The organism is Blautia sp. AF19-13LB, assembly GCF_003479105.1.
Lineage (GTDB): Bacteria > Bacillota > Clostridia > Lachnospirales > Lachnospiraceae > Fusicatenibacter > Fusicatenibacter saccharivorans.
On the sequence record NZ_QUGO01000001.1, the window covers coordinates 141,813 to 166,149 of the forward strand.

The window sequence follows — 24,337 nt, forward strand, 5'->3', positions numbered from 1 at the left end:
GCAGAGAAAAGGAGAAGAAAACTTATGGCAAAAGTAACATTACACGCAACCATCTTTGGGGAAGACGGCATCAAAACAAGAGACTATGAAACTGCACTGATCCCGGACGCGAAAAATCAGGAAATGCAGGTCATCAACCTGTACCCGGACAAGACGTATCAGAAAATTGAGGGATTTGGCGCCGCACTCACCGAGTCCGCAGGCTATGCACTGTCCCGCATGAGTGAGGAAAACCGTAAGAAAGTAGTAGAAGCGTATTATGGAAAAGACGGCATTGGCTATACGATCGGCCGGATTCACATGGACAGCTGTGACTTCTCCATCGGCAATTACTGCGCAGTCGAAAACCCGGACGATCCGGAATTCAGGGATTTTAGCCTGGAAAGAGATGCAAAATACGTGCAGCCGCTCGTAAAAGCTGTTTCCAAAACACTTGGAAAACCAGTCTCCCTGCTGCTTTCCCCATGGTCCCCGCCAGCTTTCCTGAAAGAGACCGGCGTAAGAAACGGCGGTGGGCATCTGAAAAAAGAGAGCTATCCGGATTACGCAAATTATATTGCAAAATACATCACGGAGTACGAAAAACTCGGCCTGCCGATTTCCTGGATGACGGTACAGAATGAGCCGCTGGCTGTTCAGACCTGGGATTCCTGCGAATATACGGCAGAAGAGGAAAAAGAATTCCTGCGTGACTATCTGTACCCGACCTTAAAAGAAAAAGGCCTTGATCACGTAAAACTGTACATCTGGGACCACAACAAGGAGAGAACGTACGAGAGAACCCGCGACATTGTGGATGAGACAACAAAAGATATGATTGCCGGTGTCGCATACCACTGGTATTCAGGCGATCATTTTGAAACACTCTCAATGGTAAGAGAAGATTACCCGGATCTGATGCTGATGCACAGTGAGGGCTGCGTAGAGCTGGCACGGTACGGTGCGGCTGCCGGAAACTCTCTGCGCCATGCGAAACAGTATGCGCACGACATCATCGGCGATCTGAACCATGGCATGAATTACTGGATTGACTGGAACCTCGTGCTTGATGAGATCGGCGGCCCGAACCACGTGGACAACTTCTGCGGCGCACCGATCATTTGCGACGGAACGACCGACACAATCGAAGTAAAACCGATGTTCCACGCGATCGCCCACTTCTCAAAATATATCAAACCGGGCGCCGTCCGCATCGCGAGCTCCACGTATTCGCCGGAGCTTGAGGTTACAGCAGCGAAAAACCCGGATGGAACGATTGCACTCGTTGTATTAAATACGTCAGAAGAGACGAAAGTAGTCAATCTCCGCATGAACGGAACCACAACCCGCCTGACCTTCTGGGGCAATAGCATTGCAACGGTATTGATTTAACAACCTTATTATAACAAAAGAAAGAAACCTCTGCGCAGACCGGCAAAATCTGCGACAGAGGTTTCTTTCATATGTGTTTTTGTAACGAAGGAGAAAATTTAGCACTCCTCAGCAATATCGTAAATCAGTCGTTCGGTCTGATCCCAGCCAAGGCACGGGTCGGTGATGGATTTACCATAGACGTGATTTCCACATCCGATCTTCTGGTTGCCAGGCTCCAGATAGCTCTCGATCATAACACCTTTTACGAGACTTTCGATATCCTTGTTGCATCGTCTTGTGTGCAGAACGTCTTTGACGATACGGATCTGCTGCTCGTATTTCTTTCCGGAGTTGGAATGGTTGGCATCGATGATGGTAGCCGGGTTTACGAGATGTGTTTCGTTGTATTTCTCCAGCAGAAGCTGAATGTCCTCGTAGTGATAGTTCGGCACGGAGTTGCCGTGCTTGTTGGTCGCACCGCGGAGAATGGTGTGCGCCAGCGGATTTCCGCTTGTCTTTACCTCCCAGGTACGGTAAATAAAGGAGTGGGAGCCCTGTGCGGCAATGACGGAGTTGATCATAACAGAAAGATCACCGCTGGTCGGGTTTTTCATGCCGGCCGGAATGTCGATGCCGGAAACAGTCAGACGGTGCTCCTGGTTTTCTACGGAACGTGCGCCGACCGCAACATAGGAGAGAATATCGGACAGATAGCTCCAGTTGGACGGATACAGCATTTCGTCTGCAGAAGTCAGATCAGTCTCTTCTACTACACGCATATGCATTTTACGCATGGCGATCAGGCCGTGCAGCAGGTCCGGCTTTCCTTCCGGGTCCGGCTGATGAACGATACCTTTGTAGCCTTCACCTGTGGTACGCGGTTTGTTGGTATAGACACGCGGGATGATGATCAGTTTGTCGGATACTTTGTCGGCAACCTTTGCCAGACGGTGATTGTACTCCAGAACAGCGTCTTCGTTGTCTGCGGAGCAAGGTCCTACGATAACAAGAAATTTATCGGAATCCCCGGTAAAGACTTTTGCGATTTCAGCGTCACGCTGTTTTTTGATTTCGGTTGCGCGGGCGCTTAAGGGATATTGTTCCCGGATCTCTGTTGGGGTGGGAAGTTTTCTTACAAATTCAAGGCTCATTTTCGTTCTCCTTTATCTTAGATGCACTTCTTTTCTAGCTGCGGACAGAGGAGCGTTCTTGTGTGCCCCGTCGCAAACTATCTATAAATTATAATACATAACGCGAAGATTGTCGATATTTTTTCGGCGAAAATTCTGTTTCTCTTAAAAAAGATAGAAAAAAGGTATCAATGAACAGCAAATCCGTTTGCAGATTCCCGATGCAGGAACAAAAGTGCCATTGTCATAATGGTAAGTTCACTTGCAAGAATACCATAGAGATAGCCACGGATGCCGAAAACCGGGACGAGAAAAAGAATTGCAAGAATACGAATTACATCTCCGGCAAGGTTCTGGAAAAAAACGAGAGAAGTTTTTCCAAGGCCGTTTAAAATGCTTCCAAGTGTCGTTTCCAGATAGAGAAAAGGACTTAAAAATGAAAGGATACGCAGAAAAACGCCGACTTCTTCGTTTTGAAAAAGGAAACGTCCAAGCCACGGACCGAAAAAGAAAAAGGCAAAAACAGCGGAAGTGCCAAGCAGCACACAGAAAGAAATTGTATAACGGATCGTGTCTGATATTTGCTCCGGCGTACCGTCGGCCTGCTGTTTTGCTACGCCGGGCAGAAGCATGACGGACACCGCGTGGGTGATGGCAGATGGAAAAAAGATCATAGGAAGTGCCATACCGGTGAGAATGCCATACTGCGAGAGCGCTGCTTTCCGGGAAAGACCGAAGGTGACCAGACAGCCGGGGAGCAGAGCACTTTCAATGCTGTGGAGGACATTCAGAAGAATACGGTTCAGCGTAAGCGGAAGATTCAAAACGGCAAGCTCTCGGAAGGTATCGTACCAGAGGGTCTTTTCTTTGAAAAAAACAGAAATCGGGCGGTGTTTCTGAGGGGACCTGCTGTGCGAGACGGACAGGCAGGCCATCAGAAAGAGATACGAAAAGAGTTCGCCGGCGGCAGTACCGAATGCAGCGACAGCGGCAGAGGGGAGGCTTGTGGAAAGACAGAAAAGCCAGGCAAGGTAGGAAGCGCCCATGCGCACGAACTGTTCCAAAAGCTGGCAAAAAGAAGGCAGTGCCGTCTGATTCTGGCCAAGATACCATGCCGAGAGACAGTTGTGGATCCCGGAGGGGAGAATGCCGAGTGATAAAATCCGGAGGAGCAGAATCGTCCGCGGCTCAAAAAGAAGCCGTGTTCCTATAAAATCCGCGCTGAAAAAGAGAAAGATGGAGGCGGAGAAGGAAAGTATCACTACAATGCCGCATCCGGCCGCCAGACAGATCTTTGCCCGTCTGGAATCCTTTTTGGCAAGGTACGATGCGACAAAGCGCGAGAGCACCGTCTGCATGCCGCCTGCGCCAAGGGAGAGCATCAGTGCGTAGAGTGGTGTGGCGAGCTGGTAGATACCAAAGGCTTCCGCACCGATCCGGCGCGACAGGAATATTCTATAGAGAAATCCAAGAATTCTGCAGATGATCCCGGACGCGGTCAGGATCAGTGTGCCAAGAAGAAGCGTGTTCTTTCTTGTGATTTTCAGCATGGGATAGACTCCTTTCACGGCATTGCGCAGATAGTCTAAAATATGCGAAAAAACTCCTTGACAGAACCCCGTGATAGGTGCTATTCTGAGTGAGAAATAAATCCGATTAAAACTGTCGGAATTGGAAAACGACAGCACAGGAAAAAGGAGAACCAGGAATGAAATTATCGACCAAGGGAAGATATGGCCTGCGTGCCATGATCGATCTGGCGAGTCACGAAGAAGAGGGTGCAGTGTCCATTGCCAGCATTTCAGAACGCCAGAATATCTCAGAGAGCTATCTGGAGCAGCTGGTGCGTCCGCTTCGAAAAGCCGGATTCATTGAGAGTGTGCGGGGAGCAGGCGGTGGATATGTACTTGCAAAACCGGCAGATTCCATTTCGGTAGGAGATGTTCTCCGTGTGCTGGAGGGCGGACTCGAGGCAGTCACGTGCTCGGTCAATGAAGGCCTGGGCGGCTGCGATGCGGCCGATTTCTGCGTCACGCGTTTTGTGTGGCAGAGGATCAATGAGGGAATTACGAACGCTGTGGATTCCATCAGCCTCGGAGAGCTGGTTCAGCAGAGCCGGCAATTAGAGAAAAACAGAAACAGCGATAGAAATGACAAGGAGTGAACAACAATGATTTATCTGGACAATGCGGCAACAACAAAAACAGCCCCGGAAGTTGTCGAGGCTATGCTTCCTTATTTCAGCGAATACTACGGAAATCCATCCAGTATTTATGCAATTGCAGGAAAAAGCAAAGAAGCCATCACCAAAGGAAGAGAGCAGATCGCAAACGTGCTCGGCGCAAAACCGGAGGAAATTTATTTCACAGCCGGCGGCAGCGAGTCCGATAACTGGGCGTTAAAAGCTACCTTTGAAGCATATAAAAATAAAGGAAACCACATCATCACCACAAAAATCGAGCATCATGCGATTCTTCATACCTGTGAGTATCTGGAAAAAGAGCGCGGTGCGAAAATCACCTATATCGGCGTCGATGAGAACGGCGTTGTCAATCTGGATGAACTCGAAGCAGCCATCACACCTGAGACCATTCTGATTTCCGTTATGGCGGCAAACAACGAAATCGGAACGATTCAGCCGATCAAGGAAATCGGAAGAATTGCAAAAGAACACAATATTTTATTCCACACAGATGCCGTACAGGCATTTGGCCAGATCCCGATCAATGTGGATGAGTGCAATATTGATATGCTCAGTTCCAGCGGTCATAAGATTAACGGACCGAAAGGAATCGGCTTCCTTTACATCCGAAAGGGTGTGAAAATCCGCTCCTTCGTACACGGCGGTGCGCAGGAAAGAAAACGCCGTGCCGGAACAGAAAATGTACCGGGCATCGTAGGATATGGAGTTGCGGCAGAGCGTGCGGCAAGAACTATGGCGGAGCGTACCGCAAAAGAAATCGAAGTACGTGATTATCTGATCAACCGTATTTTAACCGAGATTCCGAACTGCCGTCTGAACGGCGATCCGGTAAAACGTCTGCCGAACAACTGCAACATCAGCTTTGAATTCATCGAGGGAGAGTCCCTTCTGATCATGCTGGATATGAAAGGTATCTGCGCATCCAGCGGTTCTGCATGTACTTCCGGATCCCTGGATCCGTCCCATGTACTGCTGGCCATCGGACTGCCGCACGAGAAAGCACACGGTTCCTTACGTCTGACTTTAAGTGAGGAGATCACAAAAGAGGACGTTGATTTTGTTGTAGAGCAGATTAAAGCGATCGTAGACCGTCTGCGCAGCATGTCCCCGCTGTATGAGGATTACATCAAAAAACAGCAGGGTAAATAAGTTTAAAAAAATAAGACAGTCCATCCAGAAAGCCGGTACAGAAAAATTCAGGTAAAAGCTGTGCCGGAGGAGGACTGCTTTGAAATAGTTCAGGAGGAAGAATAACAATGTACAGTGAAAAAGTAATGGATCATTTCCAGCATCCGAGAAATGTAGGAGAAATTGAGAACGCAAGCGGTGTAGGTACCGTTGGAAATGCAAAATGCGGCGATATCATGAGAATGTATCTTGACATCGACGATAACGGCATCATTCAGGACTGCAAATTCAAAACCTTCGGCTGCGGCGCCGCAGTTGCAACCAGCAGTATGGCAACCGAGCTGGTAAAAGGAAAAACCATCCAGGAAGCTCTGGAAGTAACCAACAAAGCTGTTATGGAAGCACTCGACGGACTTCCGCCGGTCAAAGTTCACTGTTCTCTGCTTGCAGAAGAAGCAATTCACGCTGCACTCTGGGATTACGCAGAGAAACACCACATCAAGATCGAAGGTCTTGCAAAACCGAAGTCTGATATCAGCGAGGGCGAGGAAGAGGAAGAATACTAAGTATGGGAAAAAAGAAGGTAGTCGTTGGAATGTCCGGCGGCGTAGATTCCTCGGTGGCAGCGTATCTCCTGAAAAAAGCAGGATACGATGTCATCGGGGTGACCATGCAGATCTGGCAGGATGAGGCCGAGACAGTCCAGGAGGAAAACGGGGGCTGTTGCGGCCTCTCTGCTGTTGATGATGCAAGGCGCGTGGCACAGGTGCTGGACATTCCGTATTATGTCATGAACTTCAAAAAAGAGTTCCGTGAGAACGTCATGGACTATTTCACGAACGAATATCTCTGCGGCAGAACACCGAACCCGTGTATCGCCTGCAACCGCTATGTGAAATGGGAAGCGTTGCTTCAGCGCAGTCTTTCCATTGGAGCGGACTACATTGCGACCGGACATTATGCAAGAATCGAACAGCTTGCCAATGGACGGTATGCGATTGCAAATTCGGTAACAGCGGCAAAAGACCAGACGTATGCACTGTATAATCTGACCCAGGAGCAGCTTTCGCATACGCTGATGCCGGTCGGAGACTACACAAAAGATCAGATTCGTGAGATTGCAGCAAAAATCGGTCTTCCGGTAGCAAAAAAGAAGGATTCCCAGGAAATCTGCTTCGTGCCGGATCAGGATTACGCTTCCTTTATCCAGAACGAGACAGGAATCGTGGCACCGAAAGGCAATTTCGTGAATACAAAGGGTGAAATCCTCGGTACCCATGAGGGGATTACCCATTACACCGTAGGACAGCGCCGCGGACTCGGCCTTCCGATGGGACACCGCGTGTTCGTACTGGAAATCCGTCCGGAGACGAACGAGGTTGTGGTCGGCGAAAATGAAGAGGTTTTCGCAAAAGTAGTAAAAGCAAACAAAGTAAACTATATGGCAATTCCGCCGCTGGAACTTGGAGAAGAGCTCTCCTGCACCGCAAAAATCCGGTACGGGCACAAAGGCTCCCCGTGCGTGATCAAACGGACCGGGGAAGATGAGATTACCTGTACCTTCCCGGACGGCGTGCGTGCTCCGACACCGGGACAGGCTGTTGTCTTCTACGTGGACGGCTGTGTCGGCGGAGGCGGAACGATTACGGAGGCCGAAAGATGAAAATAGCGGACTGTCATATGCACAGTTTCTTTTCAAGTGACAGCGAAGCACCAACAGAAGAGATGGTAAAACGGGCAGTCGAGCTGGGACTTCCGGCAATCTGCCTGACGGATCACTACGATATGGATTACAGTACCGGCGAGTTCCAGCTCGATACACCGGCATATGCGGCAAAAATCCGGGAACTGCAGGAAAAATACCACGACAGAATCGATATCCGATTCGGCGTGGAACTGGGACTGCAGCTCCACTTAAAAGAACGGATGGAAGAGTATGTAAATGCGTGGCCGTTCGACTATGTGATCGGATCCATGCATGTCATTGACGGAAAAGACCCCTATTATGAGGATGCTTTCCCGGACTGGACGGCAGAAGAGCTGTACCGGGCGTATTTTCGGGCTACAGCAGAAAATATCCGGTTCTTCCACAATTTCCAGACGCTTGGTCATCTGGATTATGTGGTACGCTACTGCAGAGAAAAGGGAAAAGATTACAGCTACCGCGCATTTGCGGACGAGATCGATACCATTTTAAAAGAGCTGATTCAGTACGATATCGCGCTGGAAATCAACACCGGCGGCTACAAGGCAGGCCTTGGCGTGCCGAATCCGACGCCGGATGTCATCAGAAGATACCGGGAACTGGGCGGCGAAAAGATCACCTTCGGTGCCGATGCCCACAAACCGGAACATATAGCGTTTCATTTCGCGGACGCGGCAGCTATCGCGCAGGAAGCCGGATTCCGGTACTACGTGCGGTTTAAAGAGAAAAAGCCGGAATATCTGCCGATCCAATAGAAAACACGCAGGAAAAGCCGGAAAAAGCCCCAGAAAGGCTGGATTCCGGCTCTTTCTGCAATAGACGGATCTTTCGAAATTTTGCAGAAATACGGATTGGCATCCGGCTTCTTCACAAATTTTAGAAATAATTTCGTATTTTCTTGAAAATAGAACTTGAATTTTCCGACGAAATTAGGTATTATACAGATAAGGTTGATGTTTCTTTAACAAAGTACAGAGACTCAAAATTAAAATTCACTTTTTAGGAGGAATTGAAAATCATGGCAGTAAAAGTAGCAATCAATGGTTTTGGCCGTATCGGACGTCTTGCATTCAGACAGATGTTTGGAGCAGAAGGTTATGAAGTAGTAGCAATCAACGATTTAACATCCCCGAAGATGTTAGCTCATCTGTTAAAATATGACTCTTCTCAGGGAAAATATGCTCTGGCTGATACCGTAACATCCGATGAAGATTCCATCACAGTAGATGGCAAAAACATCAAAATCTATGCTTTCCCGGATGCTAACAACTGCCCATGGGGAGAGCTTGGCGTAGACGTAGTTCTGGAGTGCTCCGGATTCTACACCTCCAAAGCAAAAGCTCAGGCACACATCAATGCAGGTGCTCGTAAAGTAGTTATCTCCGCTCCGGCTGGTAACGACCTTCCGACCATCGTTTACAATGTAAACCATGAGACACTGACAGCAGACGATAACATCATCTCCGCTGCATCCTGCACCACAAACTGCCTTGCACCTATGGCAAAAGCTCTGAACGAACTGGCTCCGATTAAATCCGGTATCATGGTTACTATCCATGCTTACACTGGAGATCAGATGACTCTGGACGGACCGCAGAGAAAAGGCGATCTGAGAAGATCCCGTGCAGCTGCAGTTAACATCGTTCCAAACAGCACCGGTGCTGCAAAAGCAATCGGCCTTGTTATTCCGGAACTGAACGGCAAACTGATCGGTTCTGCACAGCGTGTTCCAACCCCAACCGGTTCTACCACAATCCTTACAGCAGTTGTAGAAGGAACTGTAACTGTTGACGAGATCAACGCAAAAATGAAAGCTTCTGCAACCGAGTCCTTCGGATACAACACAGATGAAATCGTATCCAGCGACATCGTTGGTATGAGATATGGTTCTCTGTTCGATGCAACTCAGACCATGGTTCTTCCGCTGGACAACGGAACAACAGAGGTACAGGTTGTTTCTTGGTATGATAACGAGAACTCCTACACAAGCCAGATGGTTCGTACCATCAAATACTTCAGCGAGTTAGCATAATTTAACAAACTGAACGGCAAAATTTCAGAGCCCAAAGGGTCCGGTCTGTTAAGGACCGGGCCCTTTTTGCGAATGCGGCGGAAAAATACGGCACAAAAACAGCCCTTTTCCGTGTGCAAAAATTATAAACTGCATTTTTAAATAAGGACCGCGATGCCGCAAAAACAAAGAAACGGCGCGGCAGATGCAGTTGGATATATGGAGGGAAACGCCCATGTTAAACAAAAAAACCGTAGATGATATCAACGTAAAAGGAAAAAGAGTCCTTGTAAGATGTGACTTCAACGTTCCGCTGATCGATGGAAAAATCACAGATGAGAACCGTCTGGTAGCAGCTCTTCCAACGATCAAAAAACTGATCGCTGACGGCGGAAAAGTAATTCTCTGCTCTCATCTTGGAAAACCGAAAGGAGAACCAAAACCAGAGCTTTCTCTTGCACCGGTTGCAGTTCGCCTTTCCGAGCTTCTCGGACAGGAAGTTAAATTTGCAGCAGATCCTGAGGTTGTAGGACCGAACGCAAAAGCAGCTGTTGAGGCTATGAAAGACGGAGATGTAATCCTTCTGGAGAACACCCGTTACCGTGCAGAAGAGACCAAAAACGGTGAGGAGTTCAGCAAAGAACTGGCTTCCCTGTGTGACGTATTCGTAAACGATGCATTCGGAACCGCACACCGTGCTCATTGCTCCAATGTTGGTGTTACCAAATATGTTGACACTGCTGTTGTTGGTTACCTGATGGAGAAAGAGATCGCATTCCTTGGAAATGCTGTCAACAATCCGGAGCGTCCGTTTGTTGCCATCCTTGGTGGATCCAAAGTATCCAGCAAGATTTCTGTTATCGACAACCTGATCGATAAAGTTGATGTCCTGATCATCGGCGGTGGTATGGCTTATACCTTCGCAAAAGCAGCAGGCGGCACCGTTGGTGATTCTCTGCTTGAGATGGATTATCTGGATTATGCAAACAAAATGAAAGAAAAAGCAGCAGCAAAAGGCGTGAAACTGCTTCTTCCGGTAGACAACGTTGTTGCAGATGCATTCTCAAACGACGCAAATACACAGGTTGTTCCGGCCGGACAGATTCCGGATGGCTGGGAAGGTCTGGATATCGGACCGGAAACTGCAAAACTGTTCGCTGATGCTGTTAAAACTGCTAAAACCGTTGTATGGAACGGACCGATGGGATGCTTCGAGATGCCGAATTTTGCAGCAGGAACCAAAGCAGTTGCAGCAGCACTGGCTGAAACAGATGCAGTTACGATCATCGGCGGCGGAGATTCCGCAGCAGCTGTAAACCAGCTTGGATATGGCGATAAGATGACTCATATCTCCACTGGCGGCGGCGCTTCCCTGGAGTTCCTGGAAGGAAAAGAACTGCCGGGCGTTGCAGCAGCAAACGACAAATAAGAATTTATATTCAAAACTAAGGAGATCAAACGATCATGGCAAGAAAGAAAATTATCGCCGGAAACTGGAAAATGAACATGACTCCGAGCAAGGCAGTAGAATTAGTCAATACATTAAAACCACTGGTGGCAAATGACGACGTTGACGTTGTTTTCTGCGTACCGGCCATCGATATCATCCCGGTTGTAGAGGCTGCAAAAGGCTCCAACATCCAGATTGGTGCTGAAAATATGTATTTTGAGGAGAAAGGTGCTTTCACAGGCGAAATCTCCCCGGCTATGCTGACAGACGCTGGCGTGAAATACGTTGTACTTGGCCACTCTGAGAGAAGAGAATACTTCGCAGAGACCAGCGAGACCGTAAACAAAAAAATGCTGAAAGCTTTCGAGCACGGCATCACCCCGATCATGTGCTGCGGAGAAACTCTGGAGCAGAGAGAGCAGGGTGTAACGATGGACTTCATTCGTCAGCAGGTAAAAGTTGGATTCCTGAATGTAACAGCAGATCAGGCAAAAACAGCCGTTATCGCTTACGAGCCAATCTGGGCAATCGGAACCGGCAAAACTGCTACAACAGAGCAGGCTGAGGAAGTTTGCAAAGGCATCCGCGAGTGCATCGCTGAAATCTATGATGATGCAACAGCAGCAGCTATCCGTATCCAGTATGGCGGCTCTGTAAACGCAAAAACCGCACCGGAACTGTTCGCACAGGAGAACATCGACGGCGGTCTGGTAGGCGGAGCATCCCTGAAACCAGATTTCGGAGCTATCGTAAACTACAATAAATAATTGATTTTGTACGAAATCAATCAATAAAACGGGCTAAAACGTCACCAAACACGGTGAATTCGGCAGAAATGCTGAAGGTGAGGTGTTTGGTGGCGTTTTGCTGTTTTTTATGCAACATATAACCCTTGATTTAGCTATAGAGAGTGCCAGTTTGTGCAAAAAGAAATCACTTCGTTTCTGTGTTTTGAAGCGGAGTGATTTTTTGCGCGGATTGAAAAATTCACGTTTTCGTGATATGCTTGTTTTATATCTGTCGACCAGCCGTCCAGAGAGTTTCTGGAAGAAGTAATCAAGGATTATAACAAAATGTTCCATACGAACTACGATACCTCAAGTGATAAATTCCAGAATTATTATAAAGATGTGTCGCTTCGCATGAAGAATAAGGAATTGGACATTCTGATCGTAGTCAATATGTTTCTTACCGGTTTTGATGCGACGACTATGAATACGCTGTGGGTAGATAAAAATCTGAAAATGCACGGACTGATACAGGCGTTTTTCCGTACAAACCGTATTCTGAATTCTATCAAGACCTTTGGAAATATTGTATGTTTCAGAAATCTGCAGAAGCGAGTAGATAGTGCCATTTCCTTGTTTGGGGATAAGAATGCCGGGGGCATTGTTTTGCTGCAGAGCTTTAAGGATTACTATTACGGATATGAATCCGTAGATGGTAAGCCAATGCCAGGGTATGTGGATCTGATGGAGGAATTGAATCATAAGTTTCCGCTGTCAGAACCGCAGATTGTCGGAGAGCAGAACCAGAAGGATTTTATTGCTTTGTTTGGTGCTATTCTTCGTATGAGAAACCTTCTGCTTTCCTTTGACGAATTTAAGGGGAATGAGCTGATTTCTGAGCGCAATTTGCAAGACTACATTGGACGTTATCAGGATTTGCGTGACGAGTGGAAACGGAAACGCCGGGAAAGTACGGATATTACAGATGATGTGGTGTTTGAAATTGAATTGATCCGGCAGGTAGAAATCAACATTGATTATATTCTGATGCTTGTAAAGAAGTATCATGATACCCACTGTGAAGATAAGGAAGTGCTGATAACCATCAATAAAGCGATTGATGCCAGCCCGGAGCTGCGCAGCAAGAAACAGCTTATTGAAACCTTTATTGCAGGAATCAATGATGTGGACGATGTTATGGATGAGTGGCATGAATTTGTTGTGGAACAGCGTGATTATGATCTTAATGTAATTATTGCGGAAGAAAAATTGAAGCCGAAAGACACACGAAAGTTCATAGAGAATGCGTTTCGGGACGGAGAGATCAAAACAGCGGGAACGGATATAGATAAAATCATGCCGCCAATTTCTCGTTTTGGTGGTGGCGGAAGAGCCAAGAAAAAACAGAGAGTCATTGAAAAACTGAAAACGTTTTTTGAAAAATATTTCGGTATCGGTGGTTCGTCTTCCTTTAATGAGCCAGAGCATAAAGCCGTGACATACGATCTGAGCGATCAGGAAACAGTGTTGATGGCGGCAGAATCTGAAGCACCATACGGAAAATAGTCATAAATGAATGGAACCACATTGGAAGCAAAAAGCAAAATAATAGAGTCATCATGGACAAAACTTAATCATGGAGGTGATCGGATGACAATAGAAGAAATCCTTGCTGGAGAATCCAAGAACGTTGAATTCAAAGTACAACGTCCAGACAAGAGCATGAAATATATGAAAACGGTTGTTGCTTTCGCTAACGGAAAAGGTGGGAGGATTATATTTGGTATTGACGATAAAACAAGAGAAGTTGTTGGCATTCCGGAGGATAAAGTTTTTCGGGAGATTGATGCGATTACGAATGCTATTTCTGACAGTTGTGAACCTACAATTATCCCGGATGTTTATTTGCAAAATATAAATGATAAACCTGTAATTGTTGCAGAAATCAGGACGGGACGTCGGAAACCATATTATATTAAGGCAGAGGGGCTGGAGAATGGCGTATATATTCGAGTTTCTGGAACAACACGCCCTGCTGACCGTGATATGTCAAGAGAATTATATTATGAATGCGATGCCCGCTCTTTTGATTCAATAATCCGCAGAGATATAGAAGTGACCGATGAAGATATTAAAAGTCTCTGTGAACAAATGAAGGAAGTTGCTATTGCCAACTGCAAATCCAATCTTCAGCGATCAGCAGTTAAAGATGTAACGAAAAATGTTTTGCTCAGTTGGGGAATTTTGAAAAAAGATGAGAATGAAAAAATCTATCCGACAAATGCGTATATTTATTTAACGGGACAAGGTGGACTCCGTTCCATGATACAGTGCGCTGTGTTTAAGGGAACGACGCGAGCTGTCTTTTTGGATCGACGTAATTATGAAGGACCGCTTTGGAAGCAAGTAGAGGAAGCGGTGCAGTTTGTCCTTAGAAATATTCGTATGGGATGTCGGCTGGAAGGAGTATATCGGCAGGATATTTATGAACTGCCGCCGGATAGTATCCGTGAGTTGATCGTTAATGCAGTTATGAATTGCAGTTACATTCAGAATTCTAATATTCAGGTGGCAATTTATGATGATCGCTTGGAGATCACATCTCCTGGTGGACTGCTTCCTGGCGTAACGATTGAGTTGATGAAGGAAGGATTTTCAAAAATCCGAAATCGTTCGCTTGCCAATGCTTTTGCCTATATGAACCTTGTGGAAGCATGGGGAAGTGGTATTCCGAAACTTATGCAGGCTATGCAGGAATACGGATTGCGTGAACCGGAATTTATTGATATGGAGGTAGCTTTCCGCATCAATCTTTATCGCGGCCAGAATGAGGTCATTGAGGTCAAAAATCGAGATCATGACCTCAATCATGGGTCAAATGATCTCAATCGTGAGCCCGATGATCTCAATCATGAGCCTGTTGACCTCGATCGAGATCCCAATGACCCCAATCATGATCCCAAAGATGACCTTGAAATTCAATTGTCAGAAATGATTTATAAAAATCCGGAACTGACTCAGAAAGAATTAGCAAAAGCGCTTGCAGTTTCTACGGCAACGATTAAGCGTATGCTTACAAAAATGCAGCATGAAGGTAAAGTTATCCGTGAGGGGTCTAATCGAAAAGGAAAATGGATATTGACGGATAAAATGAAATAGGATTGATGATTTGATTGGAAAAGGCAAATGAATTTACCGGTTTTTTAAGAAAATCAGACGAACTTACAGAACAGTTATCAAAGAAACAAGTGATTGCTGTATGTCGACATATCACAAAAGATATCCTAGACGGAGTGCGTTCATACATGAATTAATAAAATTTGGATATGTGAAATGAACGATACTGAACTTTTCTTGTGTCTGGGAGCGGCTTTTTCGCACTTGCGGACATCTTCCACATGTGATATGATGGGAACGACAAAAAGTGTCGGAAAAACCGCATGATAGAGGGAAAAAACGCGGCAAATCAGACGACGCGAAAGAAAGCATAAAGGAGAATATGATTATGGCAAGAGAAATCATTAATACAGAAAAAGCACCGGCAGCAATCGGACCTTATGTACAGGCGGTCGCAGACAACGGCCTTTTATTTATTTCCGGACAGCTTGGCTTTGATGTAGAGCATGGCAGCGTGATCCCGGAGACTGTAGAAGAGCAGGCAACCCTCTCTTTAAAGAATCTGGACGCAATCATGACAGCAGCAGGAACTGACCGCACGAAAGTGATGAAAACAACCATTTTCCTGACCGATATGAACGATTTTGCCAAGGTAAATGAAGTATACGGTGCTTTCTTTGGCGAGTCCAAACCGGCTCGTTCCTGTGTAGCAGTTGCTGCTCTTCCGAAAGCAGCAAAAGTAGAAATTGAATGCATCGTATCCCTGAAATAAGAGAGAGAGATGAGTATGGCAGAGGAAAGAGTAATTAAAATCGGAATGCTGGGTCTTGGCACCGTCGGTACCGGTGTGTACAAAGTGCTGAAAAGCCAGCAGGAGGAAATGCTTCCGAAGCTGGGAGCGCGTGTGGAGCTGAAAAAAATTCTCGTGCGCAATGTGGAGAAAGCAGCTGCAAAGGTTGATGATCCGTCGATCATTACCACGAACTTTGAGGACATTGCCAATGACCCGGAGATTGAGATTGTTGTTGAGGTTATGGGTGGAAAACAGCCGGCTATGAATTACATTCTTGCCTGCCTGGATGCTGGAAAGAATGTTGTAACGGCAAATAAAGATCTGGTGGCATCCGAGGGCAAAAAAATCCTTGCAACAGCAAAGAGAAACGGAAAAGATTTTCTCTATGAGGCATCCGTGGCGGGAGGAATTCCGATCATCCGTCCGGTGAAACAGTGCCTTGCCGCCAATCATATCACAGAGCTGATGGGTATTTTCAACGGTACCACAAATTTCATTCTCACAAAAATGTCGCAGGAAGGCATGGAGTTTGGTGATGCGCTCCGTCTGGCGCAGGACATGGGCTATGCAGAAGCAGACCCGACCGCAGATGTGGAAGGTCTTGATGCCGGCCGCAAGGTAGCAATCCTGGCTTCGGCAGCGTTCAACTCCAGAGTGACATTTGAAGATGTTTACACCGAAGGCATTACCAAAATCACGGCGACCGATATCGAGTACGCAAAAGAGATGGGATGCACGATCAAGCTGCTCGGCGTGGCAAAAGATACCCCGGAAGGAATCGAAGCCCGCGTTCATCCGATGCTGATCGACAGCAATCATCCGCTTGCGACTGTCAATGATTCCTACAATGCCGTATTCCTGACAGGCGATGCCGTACAGGATACGATGTTTTACGGACGAGGTGCCGGAGAGCTTCCGACTGCGAGTGCCGTTGTGGGCGATATTTTCGATGTTGTGCGCAATATTTTATGGAACTGCTGCGGCAGAATCGGCTGCACATGCTACCGGGAATGCCCGATCAAGCGTGTCGGCGAAATTAAGTCGAAATATTTTGTACGCATGCAGATTGAAAATCGGTATGGAACGCTGGCATCGGTAGCTTCTGTCTTTGGAAACAACAAGGTTTCGATTGCACAGATGCTTCAGAAACGTGTCAATGGAAAATACGCCGAGATCGTCGTTATTACGGACGAGGTCAAAGAGCGCCATTTTGAGGATGCCATGCAGATTTTAGGCGGAATGTCGATGATCCAGGAGATTTCTTCGACAATCCGGGTATACTAACAAAATGTAACAATTCAGAGCCATGCGAAATGGAAGAAAAATCGCGAATCATGCTTGCATGAAGGAGCGCTTTTTCTGGAGTTTCATATGGCGAAAAGCAACATCGAGATGCAGCGTAAGCGGAATCGAGACGGGGCTCTGGATTGTTACCCAAAATTTAAGTAAAGAAGGGAATTCACAATGAGTAAAAAACCAACCGTATTAATGATTCTTGACGGATATGGACTGAATGACAAATGCGAGCATAACGCTGTCTGCGAAGCAAAAACTCCGATTATGGACCAGCTGATGAGCCAGTGCCCGTACGTAAAAGGACAGGCCAGCGGACTTGCTGTAGGTCTTCCGGACGGACAGATGGGTAACTCTGAGGTAGGTCATCTGAACATGGGCGCAGGCCGTGTTGTATACCAGGAGCTGACCAGAATCACAAAAGCAATCCAGGACGGCGATTTCTTCGAGAATGAAGAGCTGGTAAAGGCTGTTGAAAATGCAAAAGCAAATAATTCCGCACTGCACCTGTTCGGACTTCTTTCTGACGGCGGTGTTCACAGCCACATCACCCACGTATTCGGACTTCTGGAGCTGGCAAAACGTAAGGGTCTCGAGAAAGTTTATGTACACTGCTTCCTGGATGGCCGTGACACTCCTCCGGCATCCGGAAAATCCTATGTTGAGCAGCTGCAGGCAAAAATGGATGAGATCGGTGTCGGCGAAATCGGCGTGATCTCCGGCCGTTACTATGCAATGGACCGTGATAACCGCTGGGATCGTGTCGAGCTGGCTTACAAAGCTCTGACAAAAGGGGAAGGCGTAGAAGGAACCGATGCGGCAGAGGCTGTTCAGGCTTCTTATGATGCTGAAAAAACCGATGAGTTCGTTCTGCCGACCGTTCTGAAAAAAGACGGAAAACCGGTTGCAACGATTCAGGATAAAGATTCTGTGATTTTCTTCAACTTCCGCCCGGACCGTGCAAGAGAGCTGACAAGAGCATTCTGTGCAGATGAGTTCACCGGATTTGAGAGAGAAAAACGTCTGGATCTGACCTACGTATGCTTCACGGAATACGATGAGACCATCCCGAACAAATCCGTTGCATTCAAAAAAGAAGAGATCACCAATACCTTCGGTGAGTATCTGGCAGCACATAACATGACGCAGGCTCGTATCGCCGAGACCGAGAAATATGCACATGTAACCTTCTTCTTCAATGGCGGCGTTGAGGAGCCAAATAAAGGTGAGGACAGAATCCTTGTGAAATCCCCGAAGGTTGCTACTTATGACCTGAAACCAGAGATGAGTGCTTACGAAGTATGCGACAAGCTGACGGATGCCATCCGTTCCCAGAAATACGATGTCATCATCATCAACTTTGCAAATCCGGATATGGTTGGCCATACCGGTGTTGAGAGCGCAGCAATCCAGGCAGTTGAGGCTGTTGATGAGTGCGTAGGCAAGGCAGTTGATGCATTAAAAGAGGTTGACGGACAGATGTTCATCTGTGCGGACCACGGAAATGCAGAGCAGCTTGTAGACTATGAGACCGGCGAGCCATACACCGCTCATACTACCAATCCGGTTCCGTTCATTCTGGTTAATGCAGACCCATCCTACACGTTAAGAGAGGGCGGATGCCTGGCAGACATCGCACCGACCCTGATCGAGCTGATGGGAATGGAGCAGCCAAAAGAAATGACAGGAAAATCCCTGCTGATTAAGAAATAAAGAGAAATCGTGAAAATGTCCCTGCCGGATTCGTTTTGAAACGGGTTCGGCAGGGATATTTTATTATAATAATCTGAAAATAAAAATAATTACGCAATAAGAGACGGAATAAAAATGAAAAAACAGATAAAAAATCAAAATAAAGTGTTGACAAACGGTGAGAAAACTGATATAGTAAAGTCAACAAAAGAAAACGGAAGAAAAAAACAGAAAGAGAGGACGGACCACCGAGAACATAACGAATTACCCCATAAACTAAGAAAGCGAAGGTATGGACCCAAGAAAACGTAACGAAGTACCCCAAAGCGAAACAAAAGAACAAAAAAAGAAAGGATTCAGTCCAATGCACAGTTCTAACTTATGAAAGCCATCCGAAAATGGAAAAATCGGATGGCTTTCATATTGCGTTTTTTTATGTTTGAAAAGAATAAGGACTGGAAAAAAGAGGTTTCGACAGAGAGAGCAACATATTTTTCCCATAGCACGGTCATACTGTGAACGCAGAGAAGAAACTTGGTTACTGTTCACTTTGCAGCAAAACAGGAGGGAAAACTATGTTTCGATATTTACCAATTCGAAGCGTGACAGGAAGAGAAATTCTGGATTCGCGCGGAAATCCGACCGTAGAGGTGGAAGTGGCCGTCGGGGAGGGGATTCTCGGGCTGGAAGGCCATATGGGGCGTGCCCAGGTGCCGTCCGGGGCATCGACAGGAAAATTTGAGGCACTGGAAAAAAGAGATCAGGAAGTGCGCTATCTGGGGCAGGGCGTGAGAAAGGCTGTAGAAGCGGTCAATACCGTGCTGGCCGATGCCGTTGTCGGCGAGAATGCGCTCGAGCAGGAGCGGATTGACCATATCCTGTGCCAGGCAGACGGAACCGAAACGAAAGAAAACCTCGGGGCAAACGCCATTCTCGGTGTCTCACTTGCTGTGGCGCGCGCGGCGGCAAATGCGCTTCATCTGCCGCTGTACCAGTACCTGGGCGGCTGCCACACAAGCCGTATGCCCGTGCCGATGATGAATATTTTAAACGGCGGCCGTCATGCCGACAACACCGTCGATCTGCAGGAATTTATGATTATGCCGTGCGGCGCTCCCTCATTCCGGGAGGGTCTTTCCATGTGCGCGGAGATTTACCATACGCTGAAGCAGCTCCTGAAGGAGAAGGGATACTCGACTTCTGTCGGCGATGAGGGCGGCTTTGCGCCGGATTTAAAGGATTCCGATGAAGCACTGCAGCTCATTGTCAATGCGGTCCAGAAAGCCGGCTATGCGCCTGGAAACGACGTGATGATCGCGATCGATGCGGCGGCAAGCGAGCTCTACGAGGAGAGCAGGAACGTCTACTACTTTCCCGGGGAATCCCGTCAGTGCGGAAAGACAGTATTTCGGGATACCGCAGAAATGGTTGCCTACTATGAGGAACTGATTGAAAAATACCCGATCGTATCCATCGAAGACGGGCTGTGCGAGGACGATTTCGAAGGCTGGAAACAGATGACGGAAGCGCTCGGGAACAGAGTACAGCTGGTCGGGGATGATCTGTTTGTGACGAATGTAAGAAGGCTTTCCTGCGGCATTGCACTTGGCACGGCAAATGCGGTTCTGATCAAGGTAAACCAGATCGGAACGCTCTCTGAGGCGCTGGATGCGGTGGAGATGGCGCAGAGAGCAGGGTACCGCGCCGTCATTTCCCACCGGTCCGGAGAGACAGAGGATGATTTTCTGGCAGACCTTGCCGTCGCGACAGGCGTCGGCCAGATCAAAACCGGAGCACCGTGCCGGTCGGAGCGGAATGCGAAATACAATGAGCTTCTCCGCATCGAGGAACGCCTCGGTGAGGAAGCGAAATACCGGAATCCGTTCCCGCAAAAGGGAACCGGCGTAAGAGAATGGTGAAAAACGGCGTAAAATAGGCAAATAACAGTTGAAATCGTTCTTCCGCTATGGTAAAATAATATAAGTTGGCCGTAGGAGGTGTAATTGTGGAAATTTTAAGAACGATTTTGACAGTCATTTATGTCATTGATTGTATTGCTTTAACCGTTGTTGTATTGATGCAGGAAGGAAAACAGCAGGGTCTCGGTGCTATCGCAGGTATCTCAGACACTTACTGGGGAAGAAACAAAAGCCGTTCTGCAGAAGGAACTCTGATCCGTGCAACAAAAATCATGGCAGTTCTGTTTATTGTACTGTCGGTTGTATTAAACATGAATTTTTAGCAAAGTAAAGACATCCTTATTCCCACGAGAAGGCGTAAGGGTGTCTTTTTCTACAAAGAGGAGATAATAGATGAAAGATAATAAGAAGAAAAAAGATCGGAGGAAATATCCGCAGGGCAGCGCGGCGTCCCATGCAGGACAGAACAGCGGGAACCATGGCGGTCATGCGGGCCATCCGCGTTCCAGAAGCTCGAAGCTGCTGAAAAACCGCAAGACGCTGCTGATGGATCTCGTAAGCTCGAAAAACTATGAGCCGATGCGTCTGAAAGACATTGCCATGCTGCTGCAGGTGCCGAAAGCAAAACGGTCGGAGCTTGCGGAGGTTATGGAAATCCTGGTAAAAGAAGGAAAAATCGATGTGATCTCCGACGGCCGTTACCAGAAGAGCCGCGGTGCATCCACAACGACGGAAAAACGGGAAAAAAGAGACCGCCGCGCCGGAGAGCAGGGCAGAAGAGGACGCGATGACCGATTCCGCAGAAAGAATGGAAAGGACGGCGACACAGAGAAGAAGCCGCGTATCCAGACTGTCGATATCCAGGCAGTCGTGGACGCTTACCAGATCCCGGAGGAGTTCCCGGCACGCGTGATCACACAGGCAGAAAAATGCCCGGAGGAAGTAATTCCAAACGATTACAACGGCCGCCTCGATCTAAAAAGCTGGCAGATGGTGACAATCGACGGCGAGGATGCCAAAGACCTCGATGACGCCGTATCCGTCACAAAAGCGGGCGATACGTGGACGCTTGGCGTTCATATCGCTGATGTCAGCAACTATGTGCAGGAAAATTCCGCCCTCGACCGTGAGGCGTTAAAGCGCGGCACCAGTGTCTATCTGCCGGACCGCGTCATTCCGATGCTGCCGAAGCGTCTGTCAAACGGCATCTGTTCCCTGAATGAAGGACAGGAGCGCCTGGCACTCTCCTGTATTATGACGATCAACGAGAAAGGCCGCATGATCGGCCATCAGATCGCTGAGACGGTGATCCGCGTGGACCGCCGCATGACCTACACCGCCGTCAATGCAATCCTGACCGAGCCGGAAGCACATCCGGAGCTGCTGGAGGAATATCATGAGCTGGTTCCGATGTTCCGCCAGATGCAGGAACTGTCTGCACTGATCCGGAGCTGTCGGAAAGAACGCGGAGCAATTGATTTTGAATTCCCGGAGAGCAAAGTAATTCTTGATGCAGAAGGGACGCCGGTGGAGATCCGCCCGTATCCGTCGAACGTGGCAACACGGATGATCGAGGACTTCATGCTGATGGCGAACGAGACCGTGGCAGAGGAATACTGCACACGCGAAATCCCGTTCTTATACCGGACGCATGACAAGCCGGACGGAGACCGCATGGAGGCAACGCTGACGCTGATCCGTGAACAGGGCATCAAAGTCGAAAAGCGTTCCCATGAGATTACGCCGGGTGAGGTGCAGAAGATTCTCACCAGCATCGAGGGAACCCCGGAAGAGCCGCTGATCAGCCGCCTGCTGCTCCGGTCGATGGCAAGAGCCATTTATACCCCGGAATGCAGCGGCCACTTCGGACTGGCAGCGTCATATTACTGCCATTTTACCTCACCAATCCGCCGTTACCCGGATCTGCAGATCCACCGCATTATCAAGGATGATCTGCGGGGACGTCTCGACAAGGGCGGCAGAATCGGCAAATATTCGTCCATTTTGCAGCATGTGGCGGAGCAGTCGAGTGCGATGGAGCAGCGTGCTGCAGAGGCAGAAAGAGAGGCTGTGAAGCTGAAGAAAGCCGAATATATGCTGGAGCATGTCGGCGAAGAGTACGACGGCGTCATTTCCGGCGTGACCGGATGGGGCTTCTATGTGGAGCTGCAAAATACCGTTGAGGGACTCGTTCACATCATGACACTGAAAGACGATTATTATAATTTTGATGAAGAAAATTACCGTCTGGTCGGAGAGCAGCACGGAAGAGTATTCCGCCTTGGTGAGCCGGTGCGTGTCCGTGTACGAAACGCCGAGCCTGCCAACCGGACAATCGATTTTACGTATGTAGAAAAAGAAACCGAGACAGAATAAATCCCTGGAGGAAAAAGCTATGGCAAAACAAAAAGGAAATCGAATGATTGCCAACAATAAAAAGGCATATCATGACTATTTTATCGAGGATAAATACGAGGCCGGCATCTCCCTTGCCGGTACCGAGGTAAAATCCCTCCGCATGGGAAAATGCAGCATCAAGGAATCCTTCATCCGCATTGAGCGTGATGAGGTATTCATATACGGCATGCACATCAGTCCGTACGAGAAGGGCAACATATTCAATAAAGACCCGCTGCGCATCCGGAAACTGCTGCTACACGACTATGAGATCCGCAAACTTGAGGCGCAGATCAAGGAAAAAGGCTACACGCTCGTTCCGCTGCAGGTGTATTTTAAAGGCAGCCTCGTAAAAGTCGAGATCGGTCTGGCACGCGGTAAAAAACTGTATGATAAACGGCAGGATATCGCAAAGAAGGATCAGAGACGTGAGGCGGAGAGAGATTTCAAAGTTAAAAATCTGTATTAAAAATCCTTGACAAAAAGTATGGGGAAAGACTATAATACGATATACGGCAGTTGAAAGAGAGTTTTCACTGCACCGGGACGATCTGTTTGCGTCCCCGTATCAAAGAAAAGCGTCTGTAGAACCAGCACGGGCTTGTACTGGTTTCGACGGGGGTTTTGAAGTTTGGGAAGCCATTCGTGGACTCCGGGACCGCGTCATCAACCTGGAACCTAAATTTAAACGCAGACGATAATTACGTAGCGTACGCTGCCTAAGTGCGGCGTTGTCAGCTGAATAGTTTTCCGCGGCTATTCTCCTGGCATCAAACAGATGCGGAGCACTTCGTTTCCAAAGCTTTGCGGAGATGGAAGATTTTATGAAGCTACCGAAGCGGCAAGCCTGTCATCCGGCGTGCCGATGGGGGAACCTTTAATAGAATGACTGTAATGGGAGATGCCTGAATGAATAGGCTTTCGGACAGGGGTTCGATTCCCCTCAGGTCCATACCTGAAAAACCGCTAAAATCCAGTGTTTTAGCGGTTTTTTTGTACATTTTTGATGGAAAAAACAGGGCAAAAATGCCGCTTTAGACCGTTTCAGACCGTTTAAAACCGCATGAATTTTGGTCAAAAAAGAAAGGAAAAATTCGAAATTTTGTCAAACTTTATCTTTATTCGCACTGTTAAGAACGTAAAAGAGACCGTTTCAAAGTGCTGCAGGCACATGAAGTAGAGATACTTGATGTGCCTGCTTTTTTGTACAATAGGAAAGTTCGACTTCCGTCGAACTCTTGATAAAAAGAGCCCGCACAAAGGCGGGCATGGCAAACAGACGATAGATTAAAAGAAGTCAATGTAAAAGCCTTCTTCAAATTCATCCTTATCAAGATCGTCATCTTCGGTAAGAAAATAGTGCATATGCACTATTTAAAAACGGTGGCTCCGTATAACAAAGATTTCTGTTCACAATA

The 24,337-nt window shown here is 47.6% G+C and carries 20 protein-coding genes and 1 other RNA gene; 19 read left to right on the forward strand and 2 right to left on the reverse strand.

All coding sequences use genetic code 11. From position 1 onward, the window contains the following. Positions 1-24 precede the first annotated feature (24 nt). The gene (locus tag DWX32_RS00770) at positions 25-1,371 is read left to right on the forward strand and encodes a glycoside hydrolase family 30 protein (RefSeq protein WP_118659123.1); all 1,347 of its coding nucleotides are present in this window, start codon (positions 25-27) and stop codon (positions 1,369-1,371) included. A gap of 98 nt (positions 1,372-1,469) precedes the next feature. Here DWX32_RS00770 and DWX32_RS00775 read toward each other — a convergent pair whose 3' ends face one another. After that, the gene (locus DWX32_RS00775) at positions 1,470-2,504 is read right to left on the reverse strand and encodes a 3-deoxy-7-phosphoheptulonate synthase (RefSeq protein ID WP_022463331.1); all 1,035 of its coding nucleotides are present in this window, start codon (positions 2,502-2,504) and stop codon (positions 1,470-1,472) included. A 167-nt stretch (positions 2,505-2,671) separates the two neighbouring features. Beyond that, the gene (locus DWX32_RS00780; RefSeq protein WP_118659124.1) at positions 2,672-4,033 is read right to left on the reverse strand and encodes an oligosaccharide flippase family protein; all 1,362 of its coding nucleotides are present in this window, start codon (positions 4,031-4,033) and stop codon (positions 2,672-2,674) included. Positions 4,034-4,191: 158 nt separating this feature from the next. On the opposite strand from DWX32_RS00780, the gene DWX32_RS00785 reads away from it, so the two are divergent. The 18 genes from DWX32_RS00785 (at position 4,192) to ssrA (ending at position 23,874) form a co-directional block, all read left to right on the forward strand. Further along, positions 4,192-4,647 carry an RrF2 family transcriptional regulator gene (locus DWX32_RS00785; protein ID WP_022463329.1) on the forward strand — a complete coding sequence of 152 codons (456 nt, stop codon included), beginning with the start codon at positions 4,192-4,194 and terminating at the stop codon, positions 4,645-4,647. A gap of 6 nt (positions 4,648-4,653) precedes the next feature. Continuing rightward, positions 4,654-5,835 (forward strand): cysteine desulfurase NifS, encoded by a 1,182-nt coding sequence (gene nifS / locus DWX32_RS00790; protein WP_022463328.1) that lies wholly within the window; start codon positions 4,654-4,656, stop codon positions 5,833-5,835. A gap of 107 nt (positions 5,836-5,942) precedes the next feature. Then, positions 5,943-6,380: a Fe-S cluster assembly scaffold protein NifU gene (gene nifU / locus DWX32_RS00795; protein ID WP_022463327.1), complete on the forward strand. Its 438-nt coding sequence runs from the start codon at positions 5,943-5,945 to the stop codon at positions 6,378-6,380. A gap of 2 nt (positions 6,381-6,382) precedes the next feature. Then, a complete protein-coding gene (mnmA, locus tag DWX32_RS00800; RefSeq protein WP_055218213.1) occupies positions 6,383-7,477 on the forward strand; it encodes a tRNA 2-thiouridine(34) synthase MnmA in 1,095 nt (364 codons plus the stop codon). Beyond that, positions 7,474-8,274 (forward strand): histidinol-phosphatase HisJ family protein, encoded by an 801-nt coding sequence (locus DWX32_RS00805; protein WP_022463325.1) that lies wholly within the window; start codon positions 7,474-7,476, stop codon positions 8,272-8,274. Before mnmA ends, DWX32_RS00805 begins: the two co-directional genes overlap by 4 nt. Positions 8,275-8,537: 263 nt before the next feature. Beyond that, positions 8,538-9,551, forward strand: coding sequence for a type I glyceraldehyde-3-phosphate dehydrogenase (gene gap, locus DWX32_RS00810; protein ID WP_022463324.1), 1,014 nt, complete (start codon positions 8,538-8,540; stop codon positions 9,549-9,551). 214 nt (positions 9,552-9,765) lie between these two features. Further along, positions 9,766-10,959 carry a phosphoglycerate kinase gene (locus tag DWX32_RS00815; RefSeq protein WP_022463323.1) on the forward strand — a complete coding sequence of 398 codons (1,194 nt, stop codon included), beginning with the start codon at positions 9,766-9,768 and terminating at the stop codon, positions 10,957-10,959. A 35-nt stretch (positions 10,960-10,994) separates the two neighbouring features. Next, positions 10,995-11,747 carry a triose-phosphate isomerase gene (gene tpiA, locus DWX32_RS00820; RefSeq protein WP_118594700.1) on the forward strand — a complete coding sequence of 251 codons (753 nt, stop codon included), beginning with the start codon at positions 10,995-10,997 and terminating at the stop codon, positions 11,745-11,747. A gap of 246 nt (positions 11,748-11,993) precedes the next feature. Next, positions 11,994-13,274, forward strand: coding sequence for a type I restriction endonuclease subunit R, EcoR124 family (locus DWX32_RS00825; protein WP_416388389.1), 1,281 nt, complete (start codon positions 11,994-11,996; stop codon positions 13,272-13,274). Between the two features lie 84 nt (positions 13,275-13,358). After that, the gene (locus DWX32_RS00830; protein WP_118659125.1) at positions 13,359-14,867 is read left to right on the forward strand and encodes an ATP-binding protein; all 1,509 of its coding nucleotides are present in this window, start codon (positions 13,359-13,361) and stop codon (positions 14,865-14,867) included. A gap of 346 nt (positions 14,868-15,213) precedes the next feature. After that, positions 15,214-15,597, forward strand: coding sequence for a RidA family protein (locus tag DWX32_RS00835; protein WP_055218381.1), 384 nt, complete (start codon positions 15,214-15,216; stop codon positions 15,595-15,597). Between the two features lie 15 nt (positions 15,598-15,612). Further along, the gene (locus DWX32_RS00840) at positions 15,613-16,902 is read left to right on the forward strand and encodes a homoserine dehydrogenase (protein WP_118659126.1); all 1,290 of its coding nucleotides are present in this window, start codon (positions 15,613-15,615) and stop codon (positions 16,900-16,902) included. 180 nt (positions 16,903-17,082) lie between these two features. Next, positions 17,083-18,624: a 2,3-bisphosphoglycerate-independent phosphoglycerate mutase gene (gene gpmI, locus DWX32_RS00845; RefSeq protein WP_022463319.1), complete on the forward strand. Its 1,542-nt coding sequence runs from the start codon at positions 17,083-17,085 to the stop codon at positions 18,622-18,624. 554 nt (positions 18,625-19,178) lie between these two features. Further along, the gene (gene eno, locus DWX32_RS00850; RefSeq protein WP_118659127.1) at positions 19,179-20,522 is read left to right on the forward strand and encodes a phosphopyruvate hydratase; all 1,344 of its coding nucleotides are present in this window, start codon (positions 19,179-19,181) and stop codon (positions 20,520-20,522) included. An 86-nt stretch (positions 20,523-20,608) separates the two neighbouring features. Next, positions 20,609-20,845 carry a preprotein translocase subunit SecG gene (gene secG / locus DWX32_RS00855; RefSeq protein WP_055226503.1) on the forward strand — a complete coding sequence of 79 codons (237 nt, stop codon included), beginning with the start codon at positions 20,609-20,611 and terminating at the stop codon, positions 20,843-20,845. Between the two features lie 223 nt (positions 20,846-21,068). After that, positions 21,069-22,898 carry a ribonuclease R gene (rnr, locus tag DWX32_RS00860; RefSeq protein ID WP_416388390.1) on the forward strand — a complete coding sequence of 610 codons (1,830 nt, stop codon included), beginning with the start codon at positions 21,069-21,071 and terminating at the stop codon, positions 22,896-22,898. A 19-nt stretch (positions 22,899-22,917) separates the two neighbouring features. Then, on the forward strand, positions 22,918-23,388 hold the full coding sequence (gene smpB, locus DWX32_RS00865; protein WP_022463315.1) for an SsrA-binding protein SmpB: 471 nt from the start codon (positions 22,918-22,920) through the stop codon (positions 23,386-23,388). A gap of 128 nt (positions 23,389-23,516) precedes the next feature. After that, positions 23,517-23,874: a transfer-messenger RNA gene (ssrA, locus tag DWX32_RS00870) on the forward strand. Positions 23,875-24,337 lie beyond the last annotated feature (463 nt).